This window comes from Deinococcus humi (genome assembly GCF_014201875.1).
GTDB classification, from domain to species: Bacteria; Deinococcota; Deinococci; order Deinococcales; family Deinococcaceae; genus Deinococcus; species Deinococcus humi.
Genome location: NZ_JACHFL010000023.1, coordinates 24,754 through 47,019, shown reverse-complemented (window position 1 = coordinate 47,019; position 22,266 = coordinate 24,754). Strand labels below are relative to the sequence as shown.

19 protein-coding genes are annotated in these 22,266 nt (G+C 62.2%); 10 read left to right on the top strand and 9 right to left on the bottom strand.

Annotated features, from left to right (window positions below):
• Positions 1 to 26: 26 nt before the first annotated feature.
• The 3 genes from HNQ08_RS24155 to HNQ08_RS24145 all read left to right on the top strand — a co-directional run bounded on the left by HNQ08_RS24155 (position 27) and on the right by HNQ08_RS24145 (position 2,394).
• The gene (locus tag HNQ08_RS24155; protein WP_184137734.1) at positions 27 to 335 is read left to right on the top strand and encodes a type II toxin-antitoxin system CcdA family antitoxin; all 309 of its coding nucleotides are present in this window, start codon (positions 27 to 29) and stop codon (positions 333 to 335) included.
• Between the two features lie 333 nt (positions 336 to 668).
• Positions 669 to 1,730, top strand: a complete 1,062-nt coding sequence (locus HNQ08_RS24150; protein ID WP_184137732.1) for a serine hydrolase domain-containing protein — start codon at positions 669 to 671, stop codon at positions 1,728 to 1,730.
• Positions 1,720 to 2,394 carry a helix-turn-helix domain-containing protein gene (locus HNQ08_RS24145; protein ID WP_184137730.1) on the top strand — a complete coding sequence of 225 codons (675 nt, stop codon included), beginning with the start codon at positions 1,720 to 1,722 and terminating at the stop codon, positions 2,392 to 2,394. The genes HNQ08_RS24150 and HNQ08_RS24145 overlap by 11 nt, the downstream gene beginning before the upstream one ends.
• 467 nt (positions 2,395 to 2,861) lie before the next feature.
• Here HNQ08_RS24145 and HNQ08_RS24140 read toward each other — a convergent pair whose 3' ends face one another.
• From HNQ08_RS24140 to HNQ08_RS24125, 4 genes are all read right to left on the bottom strand, one after another.
• Entirely contained in the window at positions 2,862 to 3,359 is a 498-nt protein-coding gene (locus HNQ08_RS24140; RefSeq protein ID WP_184137728.1) for an iron chaperone, read from the bottom strand.
• A gap of 85 nt (positions 3,360 to 3,444) precedes the next feature.
• Positions 3,445 to 3,855 (bottom strand): VOC family protein, encoded by a 411-nt coding sequence (locus HNQ08_RS24135; protein ID WP_184137726.1) that lies wholly within the window; start codon positions 3,853 to 3,855, stop codon positions 3,445 to 3,447.
• Positions 3,856 to 3,870: 15 nt separating this feature from the next.
• Entirely contained in the window at positions 3,871 to 4,308 is a 438-nt protein-coding gene (locus HNQ08_RS24130; protein ID WP_184137724.1) for a helix-turn-helix transcriptional regulator, read from the bottom strand.
• A 316-nt stretch (positions 4,309 to 4,624) separates the two neighbouring features.
• Positions 4,625 to 5,107: a hypothetical protein gene (locus HNQ08_RS24125; protein WP_184137722.1), complete on the bottom strand. Its 483-nt coding sequence runs from the start codon at positions 5,105 to 5,107 to the stop codon at positions 4,625 to 4,627.
• Between the two features lie 120 nt (positions 5,108 to 5,227).
• On the opposite strand from HNQ08_RS24125, the gene HNQ08_RS27675 reads away from it, so the two are divergent.
• The 4 genes from HNQ08_RS27675 to HNQ08_RS24105 all read left to right on the top strand — a co-directional run bounded on the left by HNQ08_RS27675 (position 5,228) and on the right by HNQ08_RS24105 (position 12,956).
• The gene (locus HNQ08_RS27675; RefSeq protein ID WP_229790236.1) at positions 5,228 to 5,632 is read left to right on the top strand and encodes a hypothetical protein; all 405 of its coding nucleotides are present in this window, start codon (positions 5,228 to 5,230) and stop codon (positions 5,630 to 5,632) included.
• Positions 5,633 to 10,489 (top strand): DUF4132 domain-containing protein, encoded by a 4,857-nt coding sequence (locus tag HNQ08_RS28150; RefSeq protein ID WP_184137721.1) that lies wholly within the window; start codon positions 5,633 to 5,635, stop codon positions 10,487 to 10,489.
• A gap of 491 nt (positions 10,490 to 10,980) precedes the next feature.
• A complete protein-coding gene (locus tag HNQ08_RS24110; protein WP_184137719.1) occupies positions 10,981 to 11,988 on the top strand; it encodes a phosphotransferase enzyme family protein in 1,008 nt (335 codons plus the stop codon).
• Between the two features lie 347 nt (positions 11,989 to 12,335).
• Positions 12,336 to 12,956 carry a ZIP family metal transporter gene (locus tag HNQ08_RS24105; RefSeq protein WP_229790237.1) on the top strand — a complete coding sequence of 207 codons (621 nt, stop codon included), beginning with the start codon at positions 12,336 to 12,338 and terminating at the stop codon, positions 12,954 to 12,956.
• Between the two features lie 155 nt (positions 12,957 to 13,111).
• On the opposite strand, the gene HNQ08_RS24100 is transcribed toward HNQ08_RS24105, so the two are convergent.
• The 3 genes from HNQ08_RS24100 to HNQ08_RS24090 all read right to left on the bottom strand — a co-directional run bounded on the left by HNQ08_RS24100 (position 13,112) and on the right by HNQ08_RS24090 (position 16,113).
• Complete coding sequence (locus HNQ08_RS24100) at positions 13,112 to 13,546, bottom strand: response regulator (protein WP_184137714.1); 435 nt, start codon at positions 13,544 to 13,546, stop codon at positions 13,112 to 13,114.
• A 416-nt stretch (positions 13,547 to 13,962) separates the two neighbouring features.
• Complete coding sequence (locus tag HNQ08_RS24095) at positions 13,963 to 14,883, bottom strand: VOC family protein (protein ID WP_184137712.1); 921 nt, start codon at positions 14,881 to 14,883, stop codon at positions 13,963 to 13,965.
• Between the two features lie 300 nt (positions 14,884 to 15,183).
• Positions 15,184 to 16,113, bottom strand: coding sequence for a VOC family protein (locus tag HNQ08_RS24090; protein WP_184137710.1), 930 nt, complete (start codon positions 16,111 to 16,113; stop codon positions 15,184 to 15,186).
• 628 nt (positions 16,114 to 16,741) lie between these two features.
• Between HNQ08_RS24090 and HNQ08_RS24085 the strand changes: the two genes are divergently transcribed.
• Together HNQ08_RS24085 and HNQ08_RS24080 are read left to right on the top strand one after the other, a co-directional pair.
• The gene (locus tag HNQ08_RS24085) at positions 16,742 to 17,332 is read left to right on the top strand and encodes an NADPH-dependent FMN reductase (RefSeq protein WP_184137708.1); all 591 of its coding nucleotides are present in this window, start codon (positions 16,742 to 16,744) and stop codon (positions 17,330 to 17,332) included.
• Positions 17,333 to 17,396: 64 nt separating this feature from the next.
• Entirely contained in the window at positions 17,397 to 17,870 is a 474-nt protein-coding gene (locus HNQ08_RS24080) for a MarR family winged helix-turn-helix transcriptional regulator (RefSeq protein WP_184137706.1), read from the top strand.
• 999 nt (positions 17,871 to 18,869) lie between these two features.
• Here the strand turns inward: HNQ08_RS24080 and HNQ08_RS24075 are convergent.
• Entirely contained in the window at positions 18,870 to 19,274 is a 405-nt protein-coding gene (locus HNQ08_RS24075; RefSeq protein WP_184137704.1) for a hypothetical protein, read from the bottom strand.
• Positions 19,275 to 19,285: 11 nt separating this feature from the next.
• Complete coding sequence (locus HNQ08_RS24070; protein WP_184137702.1) at positions 19,286 to 19,840, bottom strand: TetR/AcrR family transcriptional regulator; 555 nt, start codon at positions 19,838 to 19,840, stop codon at positions 19,286 to 19,288.
• Between the two features lie 656 nt (positions 19,841 to 20,496).
• On the opposite strand from HNQ08_RS24070, the gene HNQ08_RS24065 reads away from it, so the two are divergent.
• Complete coding sequence (locus HNQ08_RS24065) at positions 20,497 to 22,047, top strand: sensor domain-containing diguanylate cyclase (protein ID WP_184137700.1); 1,551 nt, start codon at positions 20,497 to 20,499, stop codon at positions 22,045 to 22,047.
• Positions 22,048 to 22,266: the final 219 nt, after the last annotated feature.

Below are 22,266 nucleotides of genomic sequence, written 5' to 3'. Positions count from 1 at the left end.
ACAGATGCTGTATGTATACTATCTGTATGAAAAAAACAACCAAAGCTCGGCTGAATCTCACTATCGATCCGGATATCTATCGAGAGACACGACGGATCTTTGGCGCTATGGACATGAATATGAGTGCCTTCGTCGAAATCCAGCTGGCGAAATTCCTGCAAACCATTGAGCCGCTCGTCCCCTTACTGGAGCAAGTCGAACGCGGGGAGAGAGACGCAGCCGATGCCAAAGCGGCCATGCGCATCTGGTTTGCCCATAGCCTCGGGCAACCCTTGTCAGATCTTTATCGGGTGGCAGAGGATGGCCGGCCTTTGGGAGGCGCAGATCGTCCTTGATCAAGGCTGTGGGGGACACCACACTGGTATCGCGCCCATGTATGGTTCCCCGCGAGGTCACTCTTAGGTTCGGAGTGAAGAGAATGGACGACTTCATCCACGAAAGGTTTCGTAACTGATTTCAACTTGCGCCGCTGGAGACGTTGCCGGCCGGCCTGCTGGGTGAAAAGCGGTGAGACTGCTGAACGGCGTGCCCAATCCTGCCGAACAGAAGGCATAACGGTCAGTCACAGATGATCAGCGGTTGTCGCTTTCCTTGCCCAAACTGTCTTCCCATTCTTCTACCTGAGATCGACTCTTTCATCTCACCTAGACGCAGCCTCAAGCTGAAGCATGTCCCACACCTTCGTCACACCTGACTCTCTGTTACGTGACCTTGACCAACTCCGCGGGGACCACTCCCTGCCCGGGGTCGTCTGGGCGGCTGCCCCACTTGACGGCCCACTGGTCGCCGGCGCGAGTGGGGTCCGCCGCCTCAACCACCCCGAGCTTCTCACTGTCTTTGACCGCGTCCATCTAGGGTCCTGTACCAAACCAATGGTGGCCACAATGCTGGCCTCCCTGGTTCCCGAAACCCTCGACTGGACCACCCGGCTGACCCAGGTCTTCCCCGCTCAGGAGCTCCATGCGGACCATCACGAGGTCACCCTGGCCCACCTCCTCGCTCACTGCGCTGGCCTCCCCGCCTTTGGGGACGACGTGGATTTCAAACCTGCTCCGGCCCGGCGGGGTTCCGCTGTCCGGCAGCGTGAAACCTTCGCCCGCTGGGTGCTTCAGCAGCCTCCTGCCCGGCCCATCGGTGAATATGGTTACTCCAATGCAGGGTATGGCGTCGCGGCGGTTCTGGCCGAACGACTCACCGGCACCCCCTGGGAGGAGCTCATGCACACGCGCGTGTTCGAGCCGCTCGGGCTGGACAGCGCGGGCTTCGGGTGGCCTGGTCGCAAGCACGACCAGCAGCCGTGGGGCCACCTCTGGCGACGTCGCCACGTCCCGCACAACCCACAGGGACGCTATCAGCTTCATGCAGCCATCGGCCCCGCGGGGGACGCCCACATGAACATACTTGACTTCGCTACTTTCGCCCGCGCACATCTCCGGGGCCTGTGCGGTCAAGGTCACTTTTTAAGTCCAGAAGCCTTGACTGCGCTGCACACGCCCTTCCGGCCAGACATCAAGGCCGGCCTGGGTTGGGGCGTCACGACCTACCGGGGCATGCGCGCCAGTACACACTCCGGCAGCGCGGATACATTCCTGGCATTCATCGTGGTCCTGCCTGACGAGGGCCATGCCTTTGTCGCCGTGACGAACGCGGCGGGTGGGCAGGCTGAGGAAGGCCTGTCGAGCATCCTGAGGCACCTGGTCAGCGCGTTCACCACCGCCCATGTTGGGTGACCAGACGTTCATCGTTGAAAGCGCGCACGCCGCCATTTTCCTGGCCGATCCCAGGCAACGACGCTTTCTAGAACCCTTTCTCGGAAGGGAATGCACCGTGCAGTGCGCCGCAGAGGAACTGCGCGTGACTGCCAACAGCGTTCTTTACCGGGTGCGCCGCATGGTCGCACTCGGTCTTGTCGAGGTAATCCGGGAAGAAGCGCGCGCAGGGCGGGCCATCCGGATCTACCGCTCGGTGGCGGATCGCTTTTTCGTGCCGTATCACCGCACCGACGCCACAAACCTCCTCGAAGTTCTGTTGCGTGAACAGCGGGCGTTCGAGGAAGTGTTGCAGCGAGCGCTGTTGCAGGTCATGCGGGGGGTGCATGAAGAGCACGGCTGGGGAATGCTGCTGTACCGCAAGGAGAATGGCATAGCTCTCTATGACGCCATTCGCCCAGAGGAACCCTGGCATGCCTTGAGCGCAGAAGACCCAGCCGTGCTGAATTACGCACTGACCCTTGGCCCCTTGACCAGACGTCAGGCGAAAGCCCTGCAACTCGACCTGATTGACGTGCTGGCACGCCACAGCCGTGCGACGGGCGGCGAGGGAGGGGGCAGAGAAGAGGGTCAGTATCTGGTGAGGCTGGCACTTGCTCCCGTGCCCACCGGAAAGGAGACCTAGTAGGACGCCGGAAACCGAGAAGGAGCCAGGAGGCTCTAGCGGGTAATGAGAGGTCATCAACGCAACGGGCCGCACTGATGTATTCACTCCGGCCCGCCTGGAAAGAAAAGCAATCTTGGGTGTTCCGCAACTGGCGCCGCCGGACTGAGCGCTGACCAGACGACGATGCGCACAACGAAGGGAAATTTGTGGTTTGACTCCTGGCGAGTCCTGGCCTGGATATTCTGAGTTCAGACATCTTGAACCCAGTGCATAGATTTGACAGATCGCGAATACCAGGCTATTTTAGAGAAATCAAGGCGGTCTTCGGGCCGCCTTTTCTGTTGCGCACGCGGGAATAGCCACCCGCGGCAGTCTGGGGGATCGTGTCGCCAGAGCGAGATGATCAGGGACCTGCAAGGACAGCAAAGGCCACTGGAGCTTCAACCTGAAGCGCTGAATCTCGCTGGGTTTCACTGAGGCGGTGCTCAGCCTACGGCTTTCTTGATCAGAGCGGCGACCCTGGTCTCGACTTCAGGGGTCCATTCCGTCAGGGCGAAAGCGGTTGGCCACAGGACACCGTCATCGAGCTTCGCCTCATCGCTGAAGCCCAGCGTCGCGTACCTCGTCTTGAACTTGCGTGCCCCCTGGAAGAAGCAGACGACCTTGCCTTCCCGGGCGTAGGCGGGCATGCCGTACCACAGTTTTGGCGACAGGACGGGTGCATGAGTACTAATCAGGGCATGCAACCGCTCACCCAGCGCCCGGTCCGCTTCTGGCATTTCCGCGAGTTTTGCCAGAACTTCGCTCTCCGCCTCTCCCCTGGCGGCACGCGTACTGCGCCGCGTCTCCCGCTTCGCCTCCTTGGCCCGCTCTTTCATCGCCGCCCGTTCCTCCTCCGTGAACCGGGCGGATGCTTTCGCTTGACTGGCTGCAGCTGTGCGTTTGGCGGGCTGCGCGGGTTGGTCTACGGTTTTTACCGTCATTGAATCCACTCCTGTGGGGAGGTGACGGTAAAAACCGCCACGAACGTGTGTTGCCGCCCAGCTCACGAAGGTGTCCCCGAAAGGCTCAGTGCCGCTCCTGAATCCGGATCATGTTGCCGGCTGGATCACGGAAGGCGCAGTCGCGCACACCATAGGCCTGCTCCGTCGGTTCCTGGACGACCTCGGCGTCGCTGGCCTGCAACCGCTCGAACGTAGCGTCCAGATCGTCGGTGGCCAGGTTGATGCTGGCATACGTGCCCTTGGCCATCATTTCGGCAATGGTGCGGCGCTCAGCTTCAGTCAGTCCCGGATCAATGGCGGGCGGGTGCAGGACGATGGACAGGTTCGGTTGAGCTGGTGGGCCAACCGTAATCCAGTGCATGCCAGCGTACTCAACGCTGCCCCGCACCTCGAAGCCGAGGGTGTCGCGGTAGAACGCCAGCGAGGCATTCGGGTCGGTGTGTGGCAGGAACGTCTGATGAATGGTCAGGTTCATGTCGTCATCCTAGATTTACCCGGTGTTCGGCGCTTCTCGATTCCTGATCGGACGGGTGACCTGCTTTGCCACACACGGTGGGATCCCTGTCGTCGAGCCTGACGCGTGTTGACGGTAGACACTGGGCGGCATCCCAACCAGCTCTGTGAAACGGGTGCTGAAGGTGCCCAGCGACGAGCAGCCGACCTCGAAGCAAACCTGGGTGACGCTCAGATCACCCTGCCGCAGCAGGGTCATGGCGCGCTCAATGCGACGCGTCATCAGGTAGCTGTACGGTGACTCGCCGTACGCCAGTCGGAACTGTCGGCTCAGGTGCCCTGCCGACAGGTTCACGTCGCGGGCCAGCACCTCGACGTTGAGCGGCTGTGCGTACTCGCGGTCAATCCGGTCACGCACACGGCGCAGCCGCGCGAGGTCGCGCAGGTGCTGCGGCGGTGCGATGGACTCATCCATGCGCTTAAGGATAAACCTATCTCAGATTGCCCTTCAGAAAATCTCCCGCATAGAGACCAGAAGCGCCATCCTCCAGGCCAGAGGGAACAAGGTTCTGAGCCGGGCCAATGCCCTCCACTCTCGGCTGCCCTTCTCCCTCACGCTCGTACGCTGTGGTGACTGCACCCAGCCGATCAGGTCGAGCCGCGTCAGATTCTGGTTGCGTGGCACGAAGATGACCCTTAAACCTGAGGGGTAGCAGGTTCAGATCGTGTTCTGAGCGGGACTCCAACTGAGCCCACCCCGGCCATGGACTCGGCGAGGCAGGCAACATCCTTCAGGCAGGAGGCCAGGGCATCTCGCTGTCGGCGAAGGCTTCCTGGAGAGCGCCCGTGAGTCCGCGCTGCAGCCGCTGATCCACCAGACCCACGATCAGGGGATTCGGAAAGCACTGGGGACGTGCCGTGAGCAGCCGCTCCACCAACTCCCGGTCGCTGAGCTCCGGGTGCATCCGTGTTAGTGCATAGAGGGCCAGGGCGGCGCTGCGGCTCACGCCCGCCAGGCAGGAAACATGCAGGTGGGCAGGCTGATGTGTTGTCAGGAAAGCGTCGATCTGTTGCAGGTGTTCATCGCTGGGCACAACGTGACGGTCCGAGTCGAACCACACGTCATGCACCTGCAGATTGAGCCTGGGCCCGTCATGCTCGGCCAGACGCCGCGAACCGTCGCTCAGATGGGTGCCGGGATCGAGGGCAACGATGACCGCTGTCCCGTCCTTCAGGCTCGGCAGATCACCCTGACCGCTGACTGTCACTCTCATGGTTTTCCTCTTCGTAATCCCACTTTGGATTACGCTATTTACATAACCAATTTCCGCCGCTACAATTGAAGGTGAAGTTTAGCACTATCCAAATCCCCTCACCCGCAGCGAGGTTTTTCTGTGATTGTCGAAACGAAGATCGTCGGCCGCCGTACCCCCTTCGAACGCCGTCCCACATCCTTACCAGACGGCCCCCAGACCCTGCGCAGCCTGCTCACTACACTCGTCCATCAGGAGGTGGCCGCCTATCACGAGCGACAGGAAAGCGTGGGCATGCTTCGCGTGCTGACGGAACGGGACCTGAGCGACGGCGCGGCGATGGGCCGAATCAGCGTTGCCCCGCAGGAACGCAGCGGCACGGTGACCGTAAAGGACGCCACGCAGACTGCCCTGCAGGCTTACGGTGACGGGCTGTATTACGTGTTCGTGGATGACGAACAGATCGAAGGCTTGGATCAGGTCGTGACCCTGAAGCCCGACAGCACCCTGCTTTTCCTGCGCCTGACGGCTTTGGCTGGGGGCTGAGTGGACCTTCAGGACCACCTGAGATCCTTCCAGCAGCCCTGGAGGGCTCCGCTGGAAGAGCGGCTGGGTGCCGCGTCCCCCTCCCTCGCTGAGCTGATCCGCTCACTGCTCAAGGACACCTACGACTACCAGGAACGTGAGAAGCGCGAGGCGGCGCTGGCCGACCACCTCCATGGGAGCACCGAGGCGGCGCGTCACGAACTGACCGCTCTGCTCTTTCCTCAGTTTCCCGAGACCGCTCGGCACACGGTTGACGCCCTCCTGACCCGTCACCCGTACACCGAGGGTTATGCACGCCGCGCCTTTCGTGCGCCGGGCGAACGTGTCCAGGCGGTGCGGGCGGCCTCGTGGCTGATGGCTGCGTGGGAGGCCAGCCGTGATTACCCGCAGGATCTGGAATGGTTTGCGGTACACGCCGGGCTGCTGGGTGGGTGGGAGGCCAACAGCCTCGGTCTTCTGCTGGGCCAGGCGATCAGTGACGGCCACGCGGCGGTGTTCCAGATCCTGCGCGACACGGCCTCCACTCAGCATCCTGTCGCGCGGATGGGACGCCATGTGCCACTGGCCCTGCTGTCGAGCACCCACCCCGAGGCGTGGACGCTGGCGGAGGGCCTGCTGCTGGCCGCACAGCGTCAGGAAGGGCTGCGGCAGGTGATCCTGGAGACCGTGGATGAGGCGGGGACCGAGCCGTTCACCCGGGTTCTGCGCCTGATCTTGCAAGAGGACCTGCTGCGCTTCGCCGCCGTCCTGCGGGCCGCGTGCGTGTGGTTCGGTCTGAATTACGATGTGGGTGAGCTTAAAGTGGTGCGCGGCTTGCTGACGCGGGCGCTGACCTTTCTGGAAGACACTACGGCCGCCCGCGCCGCCGTCGGTGACGGCCCCGGGGTGGACGTTTACCTGGCGCTGTTTGTCCTGGCGATGCGCGACGCTACCGGAGCGGCCGAACTGGCCCAGCCACTACTGGGCGATGCCGACACCGAGCGACGCATGGCCGCTGCCCAGTTTCTGATGGCCGCCGGACGGCTGGACCAGAGCGCGCGCACGGTGCTGCTCGGTGACCCCGACACGCGCCTGGCGACGCTGGCCGGGCAACTGGTCAGCCGCTGGGCCCAGCCGGATCAAAGACCTGATTTTTCCTTCGAGGCGTACCTCGCCTACGCACAGCGGCTCCCCGGCGAGGCCAGCCAGCACCCCCTCCTGTTCCCGTGGCTCGGTCACCTGCCCGCGCGTGTAGATGCCATGGACAACCTCTACGCAGTGCTGGGCGACGGCCATATCTCGCGGCTGGCCCCCCACGTCAGTGCGATGAGCAGCAACGGCAAGACCTACGTCCTCAAGACGATCGAGCTGCGCCACAAGGAAGGAGTCCAGCCCATCGACGCGGCCACCCGCACGCTGCTACTGGATCTGCTGCAGGACCGCAACAGCAGCGTGTCGCAGGCCGCCGTGGAGGCCATGTCGCACCTGACGCCCAGTCCAGAGGAGGTCGGCGTGGTGCAGACACTGCTGAAGCGCAAGAGCGCGGACCTGCGCCGGGGGCTGATCCGCCTCCTGGCCCGCGACGCCGCGCTGGCCGAGGCCAGCGCCCTGGCCCTGCTCAAGACCAACAACACCGATCAGCGCCAGGCCGGACTGCAACTGCTGCAGGAGGTGGGGGCCGCGCCGCCCACGGACTTCACGCCCAAAAATGTCAGTGAGCAGACCCTGTACACCCGCCTGACCGAGCCGGAGCGGCAGCTCTCGCTGGAAAACGGCCTGGGTCTGTTCGATCCGGCGGACCGGACCCCGTCCACGCCGCTGGAGGTCCGGGGGCGCGACTACCCGCAGGATGTCCAGCGCGGCGCGGCGTTGCTCCGGGACCTCGACGCCGTGATCGTCGCCCACCGGGAGACGCCGCTGCTGGGGGTGGGCTACGACGGCGAAGAGACCATCCTGCTGGGCAACGTCTCGTCCTGGATGCTGCGTCCCAGCATCAACGGCACCATGCCCCTGGCTGAGGTATGGGACGGCTGGTGGAAGGGCCGCACGGATCCCCAGGACGGCGATTTGACCCGCATGGGCTGGGCCCTGGGTCATTTTGTGGCCCGCAAGGACACCACCCTGGCAGAGCTGTCGGACGATCTGGGCGCTGACCCGGAGGACGAGGAGGACGGGGCCACACCTGGCGCCAGCGCAGCCTGGCAACGGTTGATCCGTCAAACCATCCACCGCACCCTGGGACCACCGACTGCTTTATGGCTGGAATACGCCGATCTGCTGCGCGCGGTTCATCCGTACCTGATGGAGAAGTTCCGTGGCGACCTGGACACTGAAATGGCGCTGGACGCCTGGGAGACGGCCCTTTCCTACCTTCCGCAGGACGCACAGGCCGTGCAGGACTCCCGCTATTCCTGGAGGACGCAGGACCCGCGCGAACTGTTCTCGTTCCTGACGCACGGCCTGCCCGTCTCCCAGTTGCCGGACGGACCATTGGAGCGGTACTGGCGCATTACTCTCTACCAGAACGCGGCCTTCCCAGCTCTGGCCCGCTGGCGGCCCTCCACCGGGCTCCTGCTGCGCGCCTATGACCGCGGCTGGGCCAGCCGGGCCGATCTGCTCGACCAGTTGATCGGCCCGCGCTCCGAACCGGTGGGCTACTTCTCGGGCAGCGATTTCGATGACCTGAGGGACTACACCCACCGCAAGCTGCGCAGCGACCTGCCCATCACCCCCGGGTGGCTGGCGGCGGTGGACGAGGTCCGTGCCCGCGTGCTGGAGGTGGAGGTCACGCGCGGCGATCTGGAAACGCTGGCCACGCGGCCTGCCCTGGCTCTGCGGAGCGCGGTGGGTGCGGCGCTGCCACTGCGCCTCCTGGCCGGGCTGGGCAAAAATCCGCTGAAGCGCGGTTATCAGGGGCGCAACGAGAGCCGTGACGTGACCTTCAGTCATCTGATCCGGGTGTCGTTCCCATCACCCCACGACACGCCTGCCACGTTTGCCACGCTGGTGGAGGAATACAAGCTGAGCGATGCCCGACTGCTGGACCTGGCGATGTTCGCGCCCCAGTGGGCCAATCTGGTGGCCGCTACCCTGGGCTGGCGGGGCCTGCGCAGTGGCGTGTACTGGCTGCATGCCCACACCAAGGAAAGCAACTGGAGTGTGCCGCAGGACATCCGCGACTCCTGGGAAGCTGAGATCGCCGAGCGCACCCCCCTGAGCGCGAATGACCTGACCGAGGGGGCGGTCGACGTGGCATGGTTCAGGCAAATGCACATAGCGCTGGGCAGGGAGCGTTTCGCTGCCCTGCTGGACGCGGCCAAATACGCCAGCAGCAGCGGCGGCCACAAACGCGCCGAATTGTTCGCGCGGGCCATTCTGGGTGAACTGGCGGAGGACGATCTGCGGGCCCGGATTGTCGAAAAACGCAACCAGGACGCGGTTCGGGCGCTGGGGCTGTTGCCTCTGAGCCGGGCCAGGGCGAGGCGGGCCAAAGAACTCGAGGGCCGTTACCGCGTGCTGAGCGAGTTCCGCCGCGGGGCCAGACAGTTCGGGGCGCAGCGGCAGGCCAGTGAACGCCTGGCCGCCGACATCGGTATGCAGAACCTGGCCCGCAGCGCCGGCTACAGCGATCCTCAGCGCCTGACGTGGGCGATGGAGGCCCGCATGGCCCCCGACTGGCAGGCCACCGTGACCACAGAGGGCGTGACCCTGAGCATCGAACTGACGCCCCAGGGAGAAGCCAGTCTGGGTCTGCGGCGCGGTGAGCGGCCCCTCAAGACGCTCCCGCCCGCCCTCAAGAAGCACCCGGAAGTGATTGCCCTGCGCGCCGCTGTGACTGAGCTGAAGGCCACCCGTGGCCGCATGCGCGCGGCGCTGGAAGAGGCAATGGTGCGGGGCGACTACTTCACGCCGCAGGAGCTTGTGGACCTGGGCCGCCATCCGGTGATCGCCCCGATGCTGGGCAGCCTGCTGTGGGTGCTGGACGAAGTGCACGTGGGCTGGTGGCAGGACGGCCAGCTCCAGACCCCAGCAGGCCCGCAGGCTATCGGTGAGCAATCCCTGCGTCTGGCGCACCCGCATGACCTGTACCTGAGCGGCCACTGGCCCGCCTTCCAGGAACGGATCATGGTGGAAAACGTAACCCAGCCGTTCAAGCAGGCGTTCCGCGAGTACTATCCGCTGACCGCCGCCGAGGGAAACGGCGCACTCCGCAGCCAGCGCTACGCAGGACATCACGTTCAGCCGGGCAAGGCCGCCGCCCTGTTCAAGGCGCGCGGCTGGGTCATGGTGCCCGAGGAAGGCGTCCGCAAGACGTTCCACCACGAGGGCCTGAATGTCTGGGTGGACACCAGCGTGGGGTACGGCACCCCCAACGAGGTGGAGGGTGCGGCCCTGAACGCGGTCTATTTCGTGCGTCAGGACGAGACCGATGAGCTGGGCCGGGCGCAGCTCGTTGCGCTCAGTGAGGTGCCACCCCGTGTGCTGAGCGAGACCCTGCGTGATCTGGACCTGGTGGTGGGTGTGGCCCACGTGGGCGGCGTCGATCCAGAAGCAAGTCTGAGCACCGTGGAGATGCGAACGGACCTGCTGCGTGAAACCCTGCGGCTGCTTAAGCTGGGCAATGTACGGCTGGAGAACAGTCACGCCCTGATCGCCGGACAGTACGCCAACTACACCGTCCATTTGGGCAGCGGCACGGTCCACCGCATGCCCGGCGGCTTCCTGTGCGTGATTCCGGTGCACAACCAGCACGCGGGCCGGCTGTTCCTGCCGTTTGCCGATCCTGACCCGAAGACGGCGGAAGTCATCAGCAAGGTGCTGCTGCTGGCCGAGGACAAAAAGATTCAGGATCCGACGATTCTGGAACAGCTGCGCTGATACGGGCGCCGTGTTGAACGAGGTCAGTCTGGGGAGCTTTACCACCGCGCCCGTTCACCGTGGAAGTCCCAGTCTGCCCCCCTGGCCTACGCCCTCATCGGAACGACGAGGGCGTGCCCCGGATGCCGGGCGGTGTTGGCCCAGCCTTATCAAGGAGGGGCTGACCAGCCCCGGTAGGAACGACTGCTGGCCTGTGCGGAACATGAAGGCGTTCGCGTACCGCCGTCTGCTGGGCCCGATGGTTGGCACTCTGCAGAATTCAGGGCTGGCACTCTGAGAGACTGCGTTGCGTGCTCTGCTTCCTTAGTGGAATGAGTGTCGCCCGATCAGGGGCCTCACGTCTCGTCATGTGCTTTCCTTGCTAGCCTGCCACGTGTGACCTCCTGTGATTTCAGTCCGGCTACGGGCAGTGCCTGTACCCAGGCATTGACCCGGCTCCATTCGCTGCAGCTGACGTCACTGGGCACTCTCGCGAGACATGGCGGATACGGATGAACTGGACGGAGACGCTTGGCCGCTTACGGCCAGAAACGGTGGAGGCCGCGGCGGCCCGCTGGGGTGCGCGACAACCCACCCTGGTGAACGCCGGATTCAATCACGTCTACCGCACGGAGGACCGCGGAGGGCCCCTCTATCTACGCTTCACGCACGGTGACCTCCGCAACACCGAATTCCTGACCCCGCCTTTGACCTGGCTGCGTTACCTGCACGCACACGGTGCACCGGTCAACGAACCACTCGTGTCGCTGGACGGCCACTGGATTGAGGCCATGTGGCAGGCAGATGATCTCTTCCTCGCCACCGCTGTCCGGGGCATCACAGGCCCACGCGTGAGTGAATGTCCGCCCACGCCCGTCCTGTACCGGGCTTTTGGGCGATCCATCGGAGAACTGCATGCGGTTTCCCGCCATTTTATGCCTGCGCCAGGCACACCACACATGCTTGGTCCCGCTTTACCCGGCATCTTTCCGAGCTGGCGGGCATTCTGGCATGGGGCGCAGGAACATGGGCAGAAAGAAGCTGTGATTGACAGGACATTTCAAGCACTGACGCCCTGGGTAGATGCGGTGGGCGGCCCGGAAGGCGGCTGGCCGGATGAGCCGTTGTCTGCCCGCCCTGGCCTGGGCCTGACGCACGGTGATTTGCGGCCCGGCAATGCCATCTGGGATGGTGAGCGCGTGGTGGTGATTGACTTCGATGAGCCGGTGTACGGCCCGTTTGCAACAGACCTGGCCCGCGCGGTCCTGGAAGTCCCCCGTGGGCAACGCCCTGCTATATGGACTGAAGTGCTGTCGGGCTACCGCGAGGCCATGCCACTGGATTCCACCTGGGACCAGGAACTGCCGCGCCTGTTGAAAGCGCGAGCGGCCTTGATGGCTGCATGGAATATCTCCGGCGGTGCCGATCCTGCGGATCCACGCCCCATGAGCGGCACCCTCGCTCCGGTCAGCCTGTGGCAGCTACGCGAGAATCTTGTAAGCGGTGAGTACGACGGCTAACTCAGGGACGCTGGCCCTGGGCAAGCTGACTCCTGAACCTGAGGTGATGCACCAGTGGCAGATCACGAGTGACCTATACGCCACGTTCCAGCTTCAGGTCTTCAACATTGCGGGAACTCAGGACAAAACGTTGCAAGAGTCGGATGGCATCGTCAATCAGGCCGTGAGTCCCTCTGGATCTGACCTCTCCCGAGCCACGGTTCTTCGAGCTTAGTTGGCCTCTCTGGTGCGATAATCGGGCCATGTGGACAGCTGCTCTCTGGGGCCTGGCAGGGGGGTCCTCCCTGGTGCTCGGCGCGCTTGTGGGGCTCTATGCGCCATTAAGAAAACAATGGGTTGCCCTGATCATGGCCCTTGGGGCCGGCGTGCTGGTCAGCAGTGTGGCCTTTGAACTGATGGATCAGGCTTTTGGGAAGGGTGGGTTCGATGCGGCCTCCATCGGCCTGCTGCTCGGCGCGCTCGCTTTCTTCCTGGGCGACCTCGCGATCAACCGTGCAGGAGGAAAACACCGTAAACGCAGCACGGGGCAACAGGAGAACGGCCAGGCGTCCGCCATCGTTCTGGGCAGCCTGATGGACGGCATCCCGGAATCGGTCGCCATCGGGGTGGGCCTTCTGGCTGGCGGAAAGCTGAGCTGGGTTTTCCTGGCCGCCGTATTCCTGAGCAACATTCCAGAAAGTCTGAGTGCCAGTGTCGGCCTGAAGCGGGCCGGACACCGAACCTCCCGGATCCTCCTGATGTGGACGGCCATTGCGCTCCTCAGTGCGCTGGCCTCTGGCCTGGGCTACCTGGCCCTGCGCGGCGCAGACGTCAATCTGACCGCTGGCATTCAGGCTTTTGCCGCTGGGGCCATTCTGACGATGTTGTCCTCCACCATGCTGCCTGAGGCTTTTGAGGAAGGTGGGGCCATAATCGGCCTAGCCACCACTTGCGGTTTCCTGGCCGCCTTCACGCTCAGCCACCTGTGATAGTCAGGCCGCCGCCTGGAGGCGGCACGGGCCTCGGCTAAAACTTCGGTCCAGAGGGCACAGGATTGAACACAGCCGGAGTTCAGGAGTCGCAGCGCTCTCTAGGATCTGTTCACTCAGCACCTGAACGAGAACAGCCCTTGGCCTCCGCGGGTTCAGATTTTTCCGGGAAAGCCAACATCCCGCATGGTGCGGCTGATCTGCCAGTACCGCAGCACCTTCTCCAACTGCTCCACGAAGCGGTCGAAATCGACAGATTTGACCAGATACGAACTGGCATGCAGAGTGTACGCCCGCTCCACATCCTGCCGGGCGCTGGACGTCGTCAGAATCACCACCGGAATCTGGGCCAGGCGTCCGTCCTGCTTCATTTCCTCAAGCAGCTGGAACCCATTCATTCCGGGCATGTTGAGATCGAGCAGCATCACATCGGGTATAAGGTGGTGATTGCGCAGGAGATCCAGCGCTGCGCTGGCACTTTCGACACAGGTCAAGACACACGTCGGACAGACCTGCTCGAACGCTTCCTTTGCCAGCATGCGGTCTTCCGGGTGATCATCCACCAGGAGGTAGCTTCGGGGCACCCTCATGCGACTGATTCTGGAACGGCGATCTTCAGCGGAATTTGAAGGGCAATAATTCATGCCCTGCCAATCCTTTAGGTGCTCTGATGAGTTTGCGCTTCCATCAGGGGGCTGTTCGCGCGCCTGGAGGCCGAAGCGGGCATCCGGGCGCGAAACTCAGGCGACCCCGAAGTCTCCTCTTTGCCCCGATTTGGGCTGACAGCGTGCTGTGTTTGACGATCCAGGCGTGCTGTCGCCATTTCACCCGGGTAGGCCTGAGCGATCGGACTAGCCCTGCCTGAGACAGGCACGCTCGAATAATGGCCGTGAGTACGTCCTGCGCGCATCTGAATGCATAAGCCATACAATCCGCAGATCAGCACAGGAATTGAAGGCGGTCTGCTTGATGGGATGATGCGCGCCAGCCCACCAGCGTCAAACGGTCATGACAAAGCCGCCAGCGCACTTTCGACGGTGGACGGCGCGGATCGCAGCAGCACTTGGTTTCCAGATGGGTCACGCGTGACCTGCCCTGCGGGTGTTTCTCGGACCTCGCTGCCCGCCTTCGTCAGCCGCGAGAGCACAGCATTCAGCTCCGCTGGGCTCGACAGTTCGATGGTGTAGTGTCGCAGGCCCAACGCGCCGTCCGGGGCGGGTGGACCACCGCGGCTTTGCCAGGCGTTGTTGCCGACGTGATGGTGGTACCCGCCTGCCCCTGCGAACACGACGCCCATGCCGTCCGCACCGATGACGAACCCCAGGACCCCCTCGTAGAAGGCGTGGGTCATGGCGGCGTTGTTCATCTTGAGGTGCACGTGCCCCATCCGGGTCCCGATCGGCGCGCCCGACCAGCCGGCGTCGCTCGCCGCGAGGGTGCCCAGTAAGCCCTGAATGTCAATCGCATCGCTGTCGAACGAGGTGTACCGCCCGTCCGTGAAGGGCCACTGCGCCTGCGGCCAGTCCTGGTAGATCTCGATGCCGTTGCCTTCAGGGTCGCTGAAATAGAACGCCTCGTGCGTGCGGTGGTCAGACTGGCCGAGTTGAAGGCCCAGGGCAGCCACATGCCTGAGCCAACGGGCCAGATCAGGCCGGGTGGGGAACACGATGGCGAGATGGTACAGCCCCGTGGCGTTCGCCGGTGGGGTGGGCGCCTGTGGGTCGTGGTACAGCGTGACGAGCGGGTGACCGTCGGGCGTGCCGAGCACGGCACGTTTTCCCTCTCGGGCGAGGAGGGCCAGACCAATGACCTGCTGGTAAAAGTCCACGAGGCGCCCTAGGTTACGGACGGTCAGGGCCACTTCGCCGAGCATGAGTGCCGGGTCGATGTGTGTGGCGGGGAGGTGGTGCGGGGTGGAGCTGTTCATGGGTCACACGTCCTTGTTGTTGCTGGTGCTCAACAGGCTGGAATAGGGGCGTAGCGCGTGCGGCCCGAGGCGACAGTGCCAATTAGGGCGGCTGGATCATCGTTCACCCAGCGTAGGTGCTGGGCAAGCTGTGCCAGGGGCATGGCGAGTCTCATCAGACCGCACATCAGGAAGGCTGCGGCAAGAGCAATCTGAAGCACCCAGAGAAGGATCTGCAGGGCGCAACTGGGGCGAGCAGTGGCAGTAGGCGTGATCCCAGTGGTCACCTTAAGGAAGGTGCAGAAGTTCATACGCCTGTGTTCAGGCGGTGCGGAGGCGGACGGCAATGCCCCAGGCGTCAGTGAACAGCGGGCCGTCGGGCGTTGCGGTGACGTCGAACCCTCCGGACTGCAGGCTGTCGACCGTACGGTCGAGAGTAGTTTGATTGGGCAGGATCAGATCCCAGCTGAGGAGGCGGGCGTCGTCCTCGCTGGAGGGGGCGCTGCCGGCCGCCCAGGTGTTCACGCCGAGGTGATGGTGGTAACCGCCAGCCCCCAGGAACAGGGCTGTGGGCATGGACCATGTGACTTTGGGAAAACCAAGGCCAGCATGGTAGAAGCGCGCTGCCTCGTCCAGATCGCCGACATAGAAGTGCAGGTGACCGATGCTGGTGCCATCGGGAACCCCGGTCCAGGGTAGGTCGCCAGCCGCATCCTTAAGGGCCTTCAGGTCGAGTGGATCACTGCCCCCGATGATTTCGCCCTCCTCGGTGACCCGCCACTCGTCGCGGGGGCGGTCGCGGTAGACCTCGACACTGAGGCCATCAGGATCCCGGAGGTAGGTGGCTTCGCTGAAATGGTGATCGGACTGGCCGACGTGCGCGCCGAGGGAGAGGGCATTCTGAACAAAGCGGCCAAGGTCGGCGCGGGTGGGAAGCAGGACGGCGATATGGTACAGGCCGAGGCGTCCACGATGCGGGGCGTATCTGGCGCCCTTCTTCTCGCGGAGTTCGAGGAGGATATGACCATCGGGCGTCCCGAGACGCGCGATGCGCTGGCCACCCTGGTGATCCTGGTGGTCGACCCTGAGACCGATGACCTGGGTGTAGAAGTTCAGGGAAGCGTCGAGGTCATTGACCTGGAGTGCGACTGGACCCAGACGGATATCGGCGGGGAGGGTGTGATTCTCTGGTGTGACGCCAATGCGGTCGGCGGGTAGATGTAGATAGGGGATGGTGGGGGACATAATCATGACGACTCCTTATTACGGATATAAGTGTTACAACACTTATATCGTGCTGCCATAACCTCAGGCGTGGCTAGACTCTGCTGAAAAGAGTGGCCTTGCACGGGGCGAGGCTTGTTTACTGGAATAGCCGAGTTGCAGATTCATGGACTCTATTTCTGCTCCTATCTTGCTATTCTTCATAGTAAATGTTTCAACACCTATTTGCAAGACGCTAGCGGAAAGGGAGCTATCGATCAATGCGACTCAGTGTGGATCCGCTCCATTGAGACTATGCTTTTTGGGTTGAGCTGCGTCTCTTAGTGAGCTGTATCTCCAGGGAAGCAGCGTCACAGTGGCGTACGTGATCGTAGCGCGAAAAGAGCGTGCGAGACTATAGCTATCGATGATCAGGGAATGAGCGGTCCAGAATAGTTTACGAGGGCTATCCCACAGAATGTGACATTATCTCGAGACCTTGCCCCTTCGCGAGAAACGCATATGTCAGTCATCACAGCCATTGACATTTCGATGTGCCAACACCTAAAGTAGTACCATCAGTTGTTGCACGCGTGCCGCCACTGCTTCCAGCCGAAACGCAACTCCCCGACTCCAACGCCCCTTTCTCACACTTCACCCACACCCGGAGCCCGTTATGACGAACCCCAAGATCGCGATCATCATCAGCAGCACCCGCGCCACCCGCTTCGCGGATAAACCCACCCAGTGGTTCTATAACATCGCCAAAACACGCACTGATCTGGACTTTGAAGTGGTGGACCTCCGCGACTTTCCCCTGCCCTTTTTCGATGAAGTGGCCTCCAACGCCTGGGCGCCCACCCAGAATGAAGTTGGGGTGCGCTGGCAGCAGAAACTCGCCGAGTTCGATGGCTACGTGTTCATTACCGCCGAATACAACCACGCCCCCACCGGCGTGTTGAAGAATGCACTCGACTATGCTTACCCCGAGTGGAACAAGAAACCCGCCGCGTTCGTGGGCTACGGTTCGGTGGGTGCGGCGCGCGCCATTGAGCAGCTGCGTCAGATCGCTGTGGAACTCCAGATGGCCCCGATTCGCAGCGGGGTGCACATCATGGGGGCGGACTTCTTCGGTGCCTGGCAGCAGGGTGCGGCCCTGGAAGACATGGCCCATATCCAGCCCAGCGTGCAAGCCCTGATCGAAGAGCTCGCATGGTGGACCAAGGCACTGAAAACCGCCCGTGAGGCGACGCCCGTTGGCGCTTAAATGAACGGGGCGGACGCTGTGTCCGCTCATCATTCATAGTGTTACAACACCTAAAATAGAGGGAATGACTTCCCTCCTTGATGAACTCCAGCAGCGCCGCCCCTTCCGAAGTCGTGAGGAAGAAGCGGCGCTCAACCTTTTTCGTACGGTCAGCCTGATTGAAGAGGTCACCAGCGACTTCCTTCGTCAGCATGACCTTACTTCCAGCCAGTACAACGTCCTGCGGATCCTGCGCGGCGCGGGTGAGGCTGGACTTGGCCGCAACGAGATCGGTGAGCGCATGATCAAACGCGCCCCCGACATCACCCGTCTGCTCGACCGGATGGAAGCCGCTGGCCTGGTGCACCGCCAACGCAGCACGACGGACCGCCGCTGCGTTCCGACCGTTCTGACGGACAAGGGCCGCGCGCTCGTCGACGCGCTCGATGAGCCCAACGCCGCGATGCAACACGCGCAATTCGGCCATCTCAGCGAGGGCCAGCTGCTGACCCTGATCGAAACGCTTACCCAGATCCGTGAAGGCATGGCCTGCATCTGAATGCCGCTGATCAGCCAGTCAGTCATGGTTGGGAACGGGGATTAGAGCCAGGACAGGGCGTGACGCCGAGAAGCTGCCAGATCTTCTAGGCGACAAATCAGGCGATCACGGGATTCACGCCGCCAGCGCTGGTTGGAAAGCGGAATGATCTCAATGGTGAGTTGTCGAACGCCGTGGTTCAGGATCAGTCGATAGCTAACCTGCTGCACGGTCTGAGCACTTCAGTTCGATCCGGAATTGTGGACTGTATTTGCTGCGTGCCCTTGCCAGAAGGGTTTCAAGTTCACTGGGCATGACGCTTTCATCCAGGCCCAGCTCGATCTGACCAACACGCATGCTCGGGCTGTGTTTAACCTGGGCTCGACTCACCGCTCGTGAGGTTTACACTGATCTATGGACTGGCTTCCGGAGTTTCCAGTACCGGGCGCGCATGCTCCGCTGCATGGCCGCGAGCACGCCCTCAGCCAACTGCTCAAGCTGCTTTCCTGGTGGTGTCCGACTACTGACCTTGCGCGGTCCCAGAGGCATCGGTAAGACCACCCTGGCTCTTCACCTGGCTCACGCGCTCCGGCCACCAGGCAAGTTGACTCCGTTTGACCATGTGCAGGTCATTGACCTCAGCGCTCTCCGCAAGAACGCGGGTTACGTGTCCAGGGGCTCCCGTCTCGTAGCGGACGCCGTCATGATCACCTTGTGGTACCACCTATAGCTGCACATGACCATCCTGGCCTTCTCGGGGTGACAGGACAACGCTTTCCTGGCGGCAGAGATGGGCGGCCAGAGGCAGTGGAATGAATTCATCGGCACGAGCTGATCAGGGTGTCACCTGGATAAGATCTTGTAGTTACCATCGCCTGAAGGGCCGCTAGGTTGGCCGTCAACAGCTGACCACGAACCCCAACCGAGTTCCACATCAATCCAGCGAGGTTCGTGACCTTAGTTACAGGCAAAAAGTTCGCAAGAGGCTCCTGCTGCGAACTCCTATTTCCTTGACAACGATCAGGCTGCTGCGCCCCGGGCTGCGTGTTCCTGTTTCCAGAGGACGAATGCCAGAAAGGCCAGCAGGCCGACACTACCAGTCGCAACCGTCAGCACCACCCAGGGCAGCGGGTTAATGCCCAGTGCCCTGGCTTTTGGAACCAGCAGGTAGATCGCGACACTCGCTGCCAGCAACAGATCAAACCAGATTTGATTGCCCCATAGATTGCGAATGTGTTCCGGCCAGAAGCCTGTTGCGCCTTCATTCAAGCCCGCATAGAACGAAAAGATGAAGAACAAAACGCAGAATAGGGTGGGCCACGCCCATTTGCCTTTTGCAGACGTACCGCTGGACAGCGAGTAAACCACAGCAAAGAGCAGGGTGGCGCCGCCGGCAACCAGGGGCGCGGTGTTGATCCAGGTCATAGAAAACTCCTTTAGAGGTGTGCAGCGTCCAGGAGCAGCCCTTTCAGTGCCTCGTATCCTTCGTCGGTGCCTTTTTCGTCGCCTGTGGAGAAGCGAATCACCAACAGCCCGGTCAAACTGCTCAGCAGCACACGGGCAACTGGCTCTGGAGCGTCTTTCAGGTGCATGGCGGCTAAGTCCAGCCAGCCTTGCAGTGCTTGCTTGGCAAACTGGGCGTAGTGCTGGTCGCCGTCAATCGCCCGCAGTTCCACTTCAAAGAGGCTTCGCAGGAACGGTCTCATGCTCGGGCTGGCGAGTTGTGCCCACAGGGCATCCAAGCGCTGACCTGGAGACAAATCAGGGTTGGGGGCGGCGAACAGGTGCGCCTGTTGTTGGAAGATATCTGCCAGGACTTCGGTAACGAGATTCTCTTTGCTGCCGAAGTGGTACAGCAGCAATCTGGGGCTAACCCCAACGGCAGCGGCAAGGGGACGCAGGCTCAGGTCGCTCAGGCCATGTTCCAAGACGTAGGCAGCAGCTTTGCCGAGCAATACAGCTTTGGCTTGGGGATTAGGTGGGCGTCCCATCGGGCATGAGCATAGTGCGATCATCGGCCAGAATATCCTCCACATATGTTACATGAAACGAGTGTAGAGGGAAAATGGCAAGCTGTCAAACACCGTTTAGGACGGTGGTGTCACCTTCACCTGTCTTGTGGTAGGTACAGGAAAGGCGTGGACTATGTCTGGAACGCTTTGTACGTGTTGCTTTTCTGGCTGACTCAGAAAGGCTGCCGTAATGGTGAAGGTTCTCGATTCAGGCATACACAGTCGAAAACTTCAGCGTTCCTGTCATCTGCCTGAATCGCTGTTGACTTTCCTGCTGTCGTGTCGATCGATGCGATCCATCATCGTGCCAACCTCATCCACAGGGCATTCGCAAAGCGTCCTGTGTCTGACCTGCATGTTGTATTGGCAGAGCAATTCGTGAACCTCCCGATCTCTTGAAGAAATCTGGTGACGGCGCTGAACCGCTTGCCAGATGACCACCGACAGCAGTGATCGCACCGTCCCTTTTGCATGGCTACCCCTTCGCAAATCAATCCCAGTTCGCGATTTACCCGTACTGAAGCCGCATTTCGGCCCATGCTGGCAGGTAGGAATATTTGAGGATGGACGCTTATGGCCTAGCCTGCGACGCCTTGAAAGGGAGCTGTAAAGCCTGATGATTAGGATGACAGGCAATGACATCCGACCTCAGCGCGCAGGAACAGGAGCTCCACAGACTGGCAGCGCTGGCTCGCTACGCAGTTGTCGGGACACTTCCGGAGGCGACCTTCGACCGGCTCACATTACTTGCCGCCCAGTTCTTTGGGGCTCCCATCGCCCTGATCTCCCTGATTGATGAAGACACGCAGTATTTCAAGAGTTGTCTGGGTGTTGATCTGCGCTCCATCGACCGCTCGCTGTCCTTTTGCGCGTATACCCTGCAGGCCAGTGAACCGCTGATCGTGCCGGACATGACCCTGGACCCACGCTTCGCCCACCATCCGATGGTAACGGACGCACCACACGTCCGCTTTTATGCCGGCGCACCGCTCGAAACGCCGGACGGCTACCGGCTGGGCACGCTGTGCATCATCGATGACCAACCGCGCTCGCCTTTCACTGTTCAGGACCGCGAGGCGCTGCAGTCTCTGGCTGTTCTGGCGATGGACGAACTCGAGTTGCGTCTGCGGACCCTGGAACTGGAGCGGGAAGCGCAAGCCAACCGGCAACTCGTCCAGACCCTTAAGGAGCATCAAACGTACAGCCAGGGGCTGCTGAGCATGTCCCAGCTTCTTAGCCTGGACCTCCCGCCGATGGAGGTCACCCTGCGTGCGCTTGAGCTGATCTCCGAGGTGGTTCGGGTCGACTGGGGCAGCCTGGTGGCGGTGAGGGGACACAAAGCGCAAGTCGTGACGAGCTGGTTCAGAAATGCCGAAGGCGAGGCGTTTGGCACCCTGGTTCCCAACATCTCTGAGCGCGGGAATGAACACATCTGGCAGGTCGTCGATCACGACGAGCCAGCGTACGTCAATGATTACCGCACCTTCTCGCAGGCGTCTCCACAGTTGATTGCCGCTGGGCTCCGTTCAGCTGCCTGGCTGCCGCTGGGCCACTATGACGAGACACGGTACGTGGTCATCTTCACCCGCTTAAACCAGGCCGAGGGCTGGCGGACCGCAGACCGTGACCTGCTGACCGCCGCAGGACGGGCGATCAATGCGGCCCTGGCCGAACGCAATCGCCACCGCCTGCTAGAGCAGGCCGCCTTCACCGACGCGTTGACCGGCCTGGGGAACCGACGCGCACTTGAGCTGACCTTCACCGGAGTTGTCGATCCACACCATCTCAAAGTGGCCCTCCTGGATCTGGACGGCTTCAAGGCCGTCAATGACCTTGAAGGCCATGACCGGGGCGATGTCCTGCTCAAACTGTTCAGCAGCGCGCTGGTGGCGGACCTGCCACCTCAGGTCAGCGTGTACCGGCTGGGCGGGGATGAATTCGTGGTGCTGAACGTCGACGCCCAGTCAGTGACGGGAGACGAGTGGAGAGATGACATGCTCGCGGCCATTGACGCTGCGGTGGGCGTGGTCCGGATGGCGAACTTCAGCGCGGTTGGCGCTTCGGTGGGTGTAGCACTGGGTACAGAACGTATCGAGCTGAACGGTCTCCTGGCGCTCGCGGATGAGCGTATGTATCTCGACAAGCGTGGCCGCCGGGCACGGCCTCGCCAACACAGCAATGCTTGACTGATTGCTGGATACGGGAAAGGACAATGAGTCTGTAGATTAGAAGCCAACATCGTCCAGCACAAGTCCCCTCGAATGACGATCCAGAGCAACTCTTCCCAGTCAGGAGACACCATCAACAGCAGAGTTTCGCCTCCGCCTTCCGGCCAGGTCAGGTTCAGACCACGCGAGGATGGGGATAGGGAGAACCGCGTCGTGGTACCCAGACTCCCCAGAAGA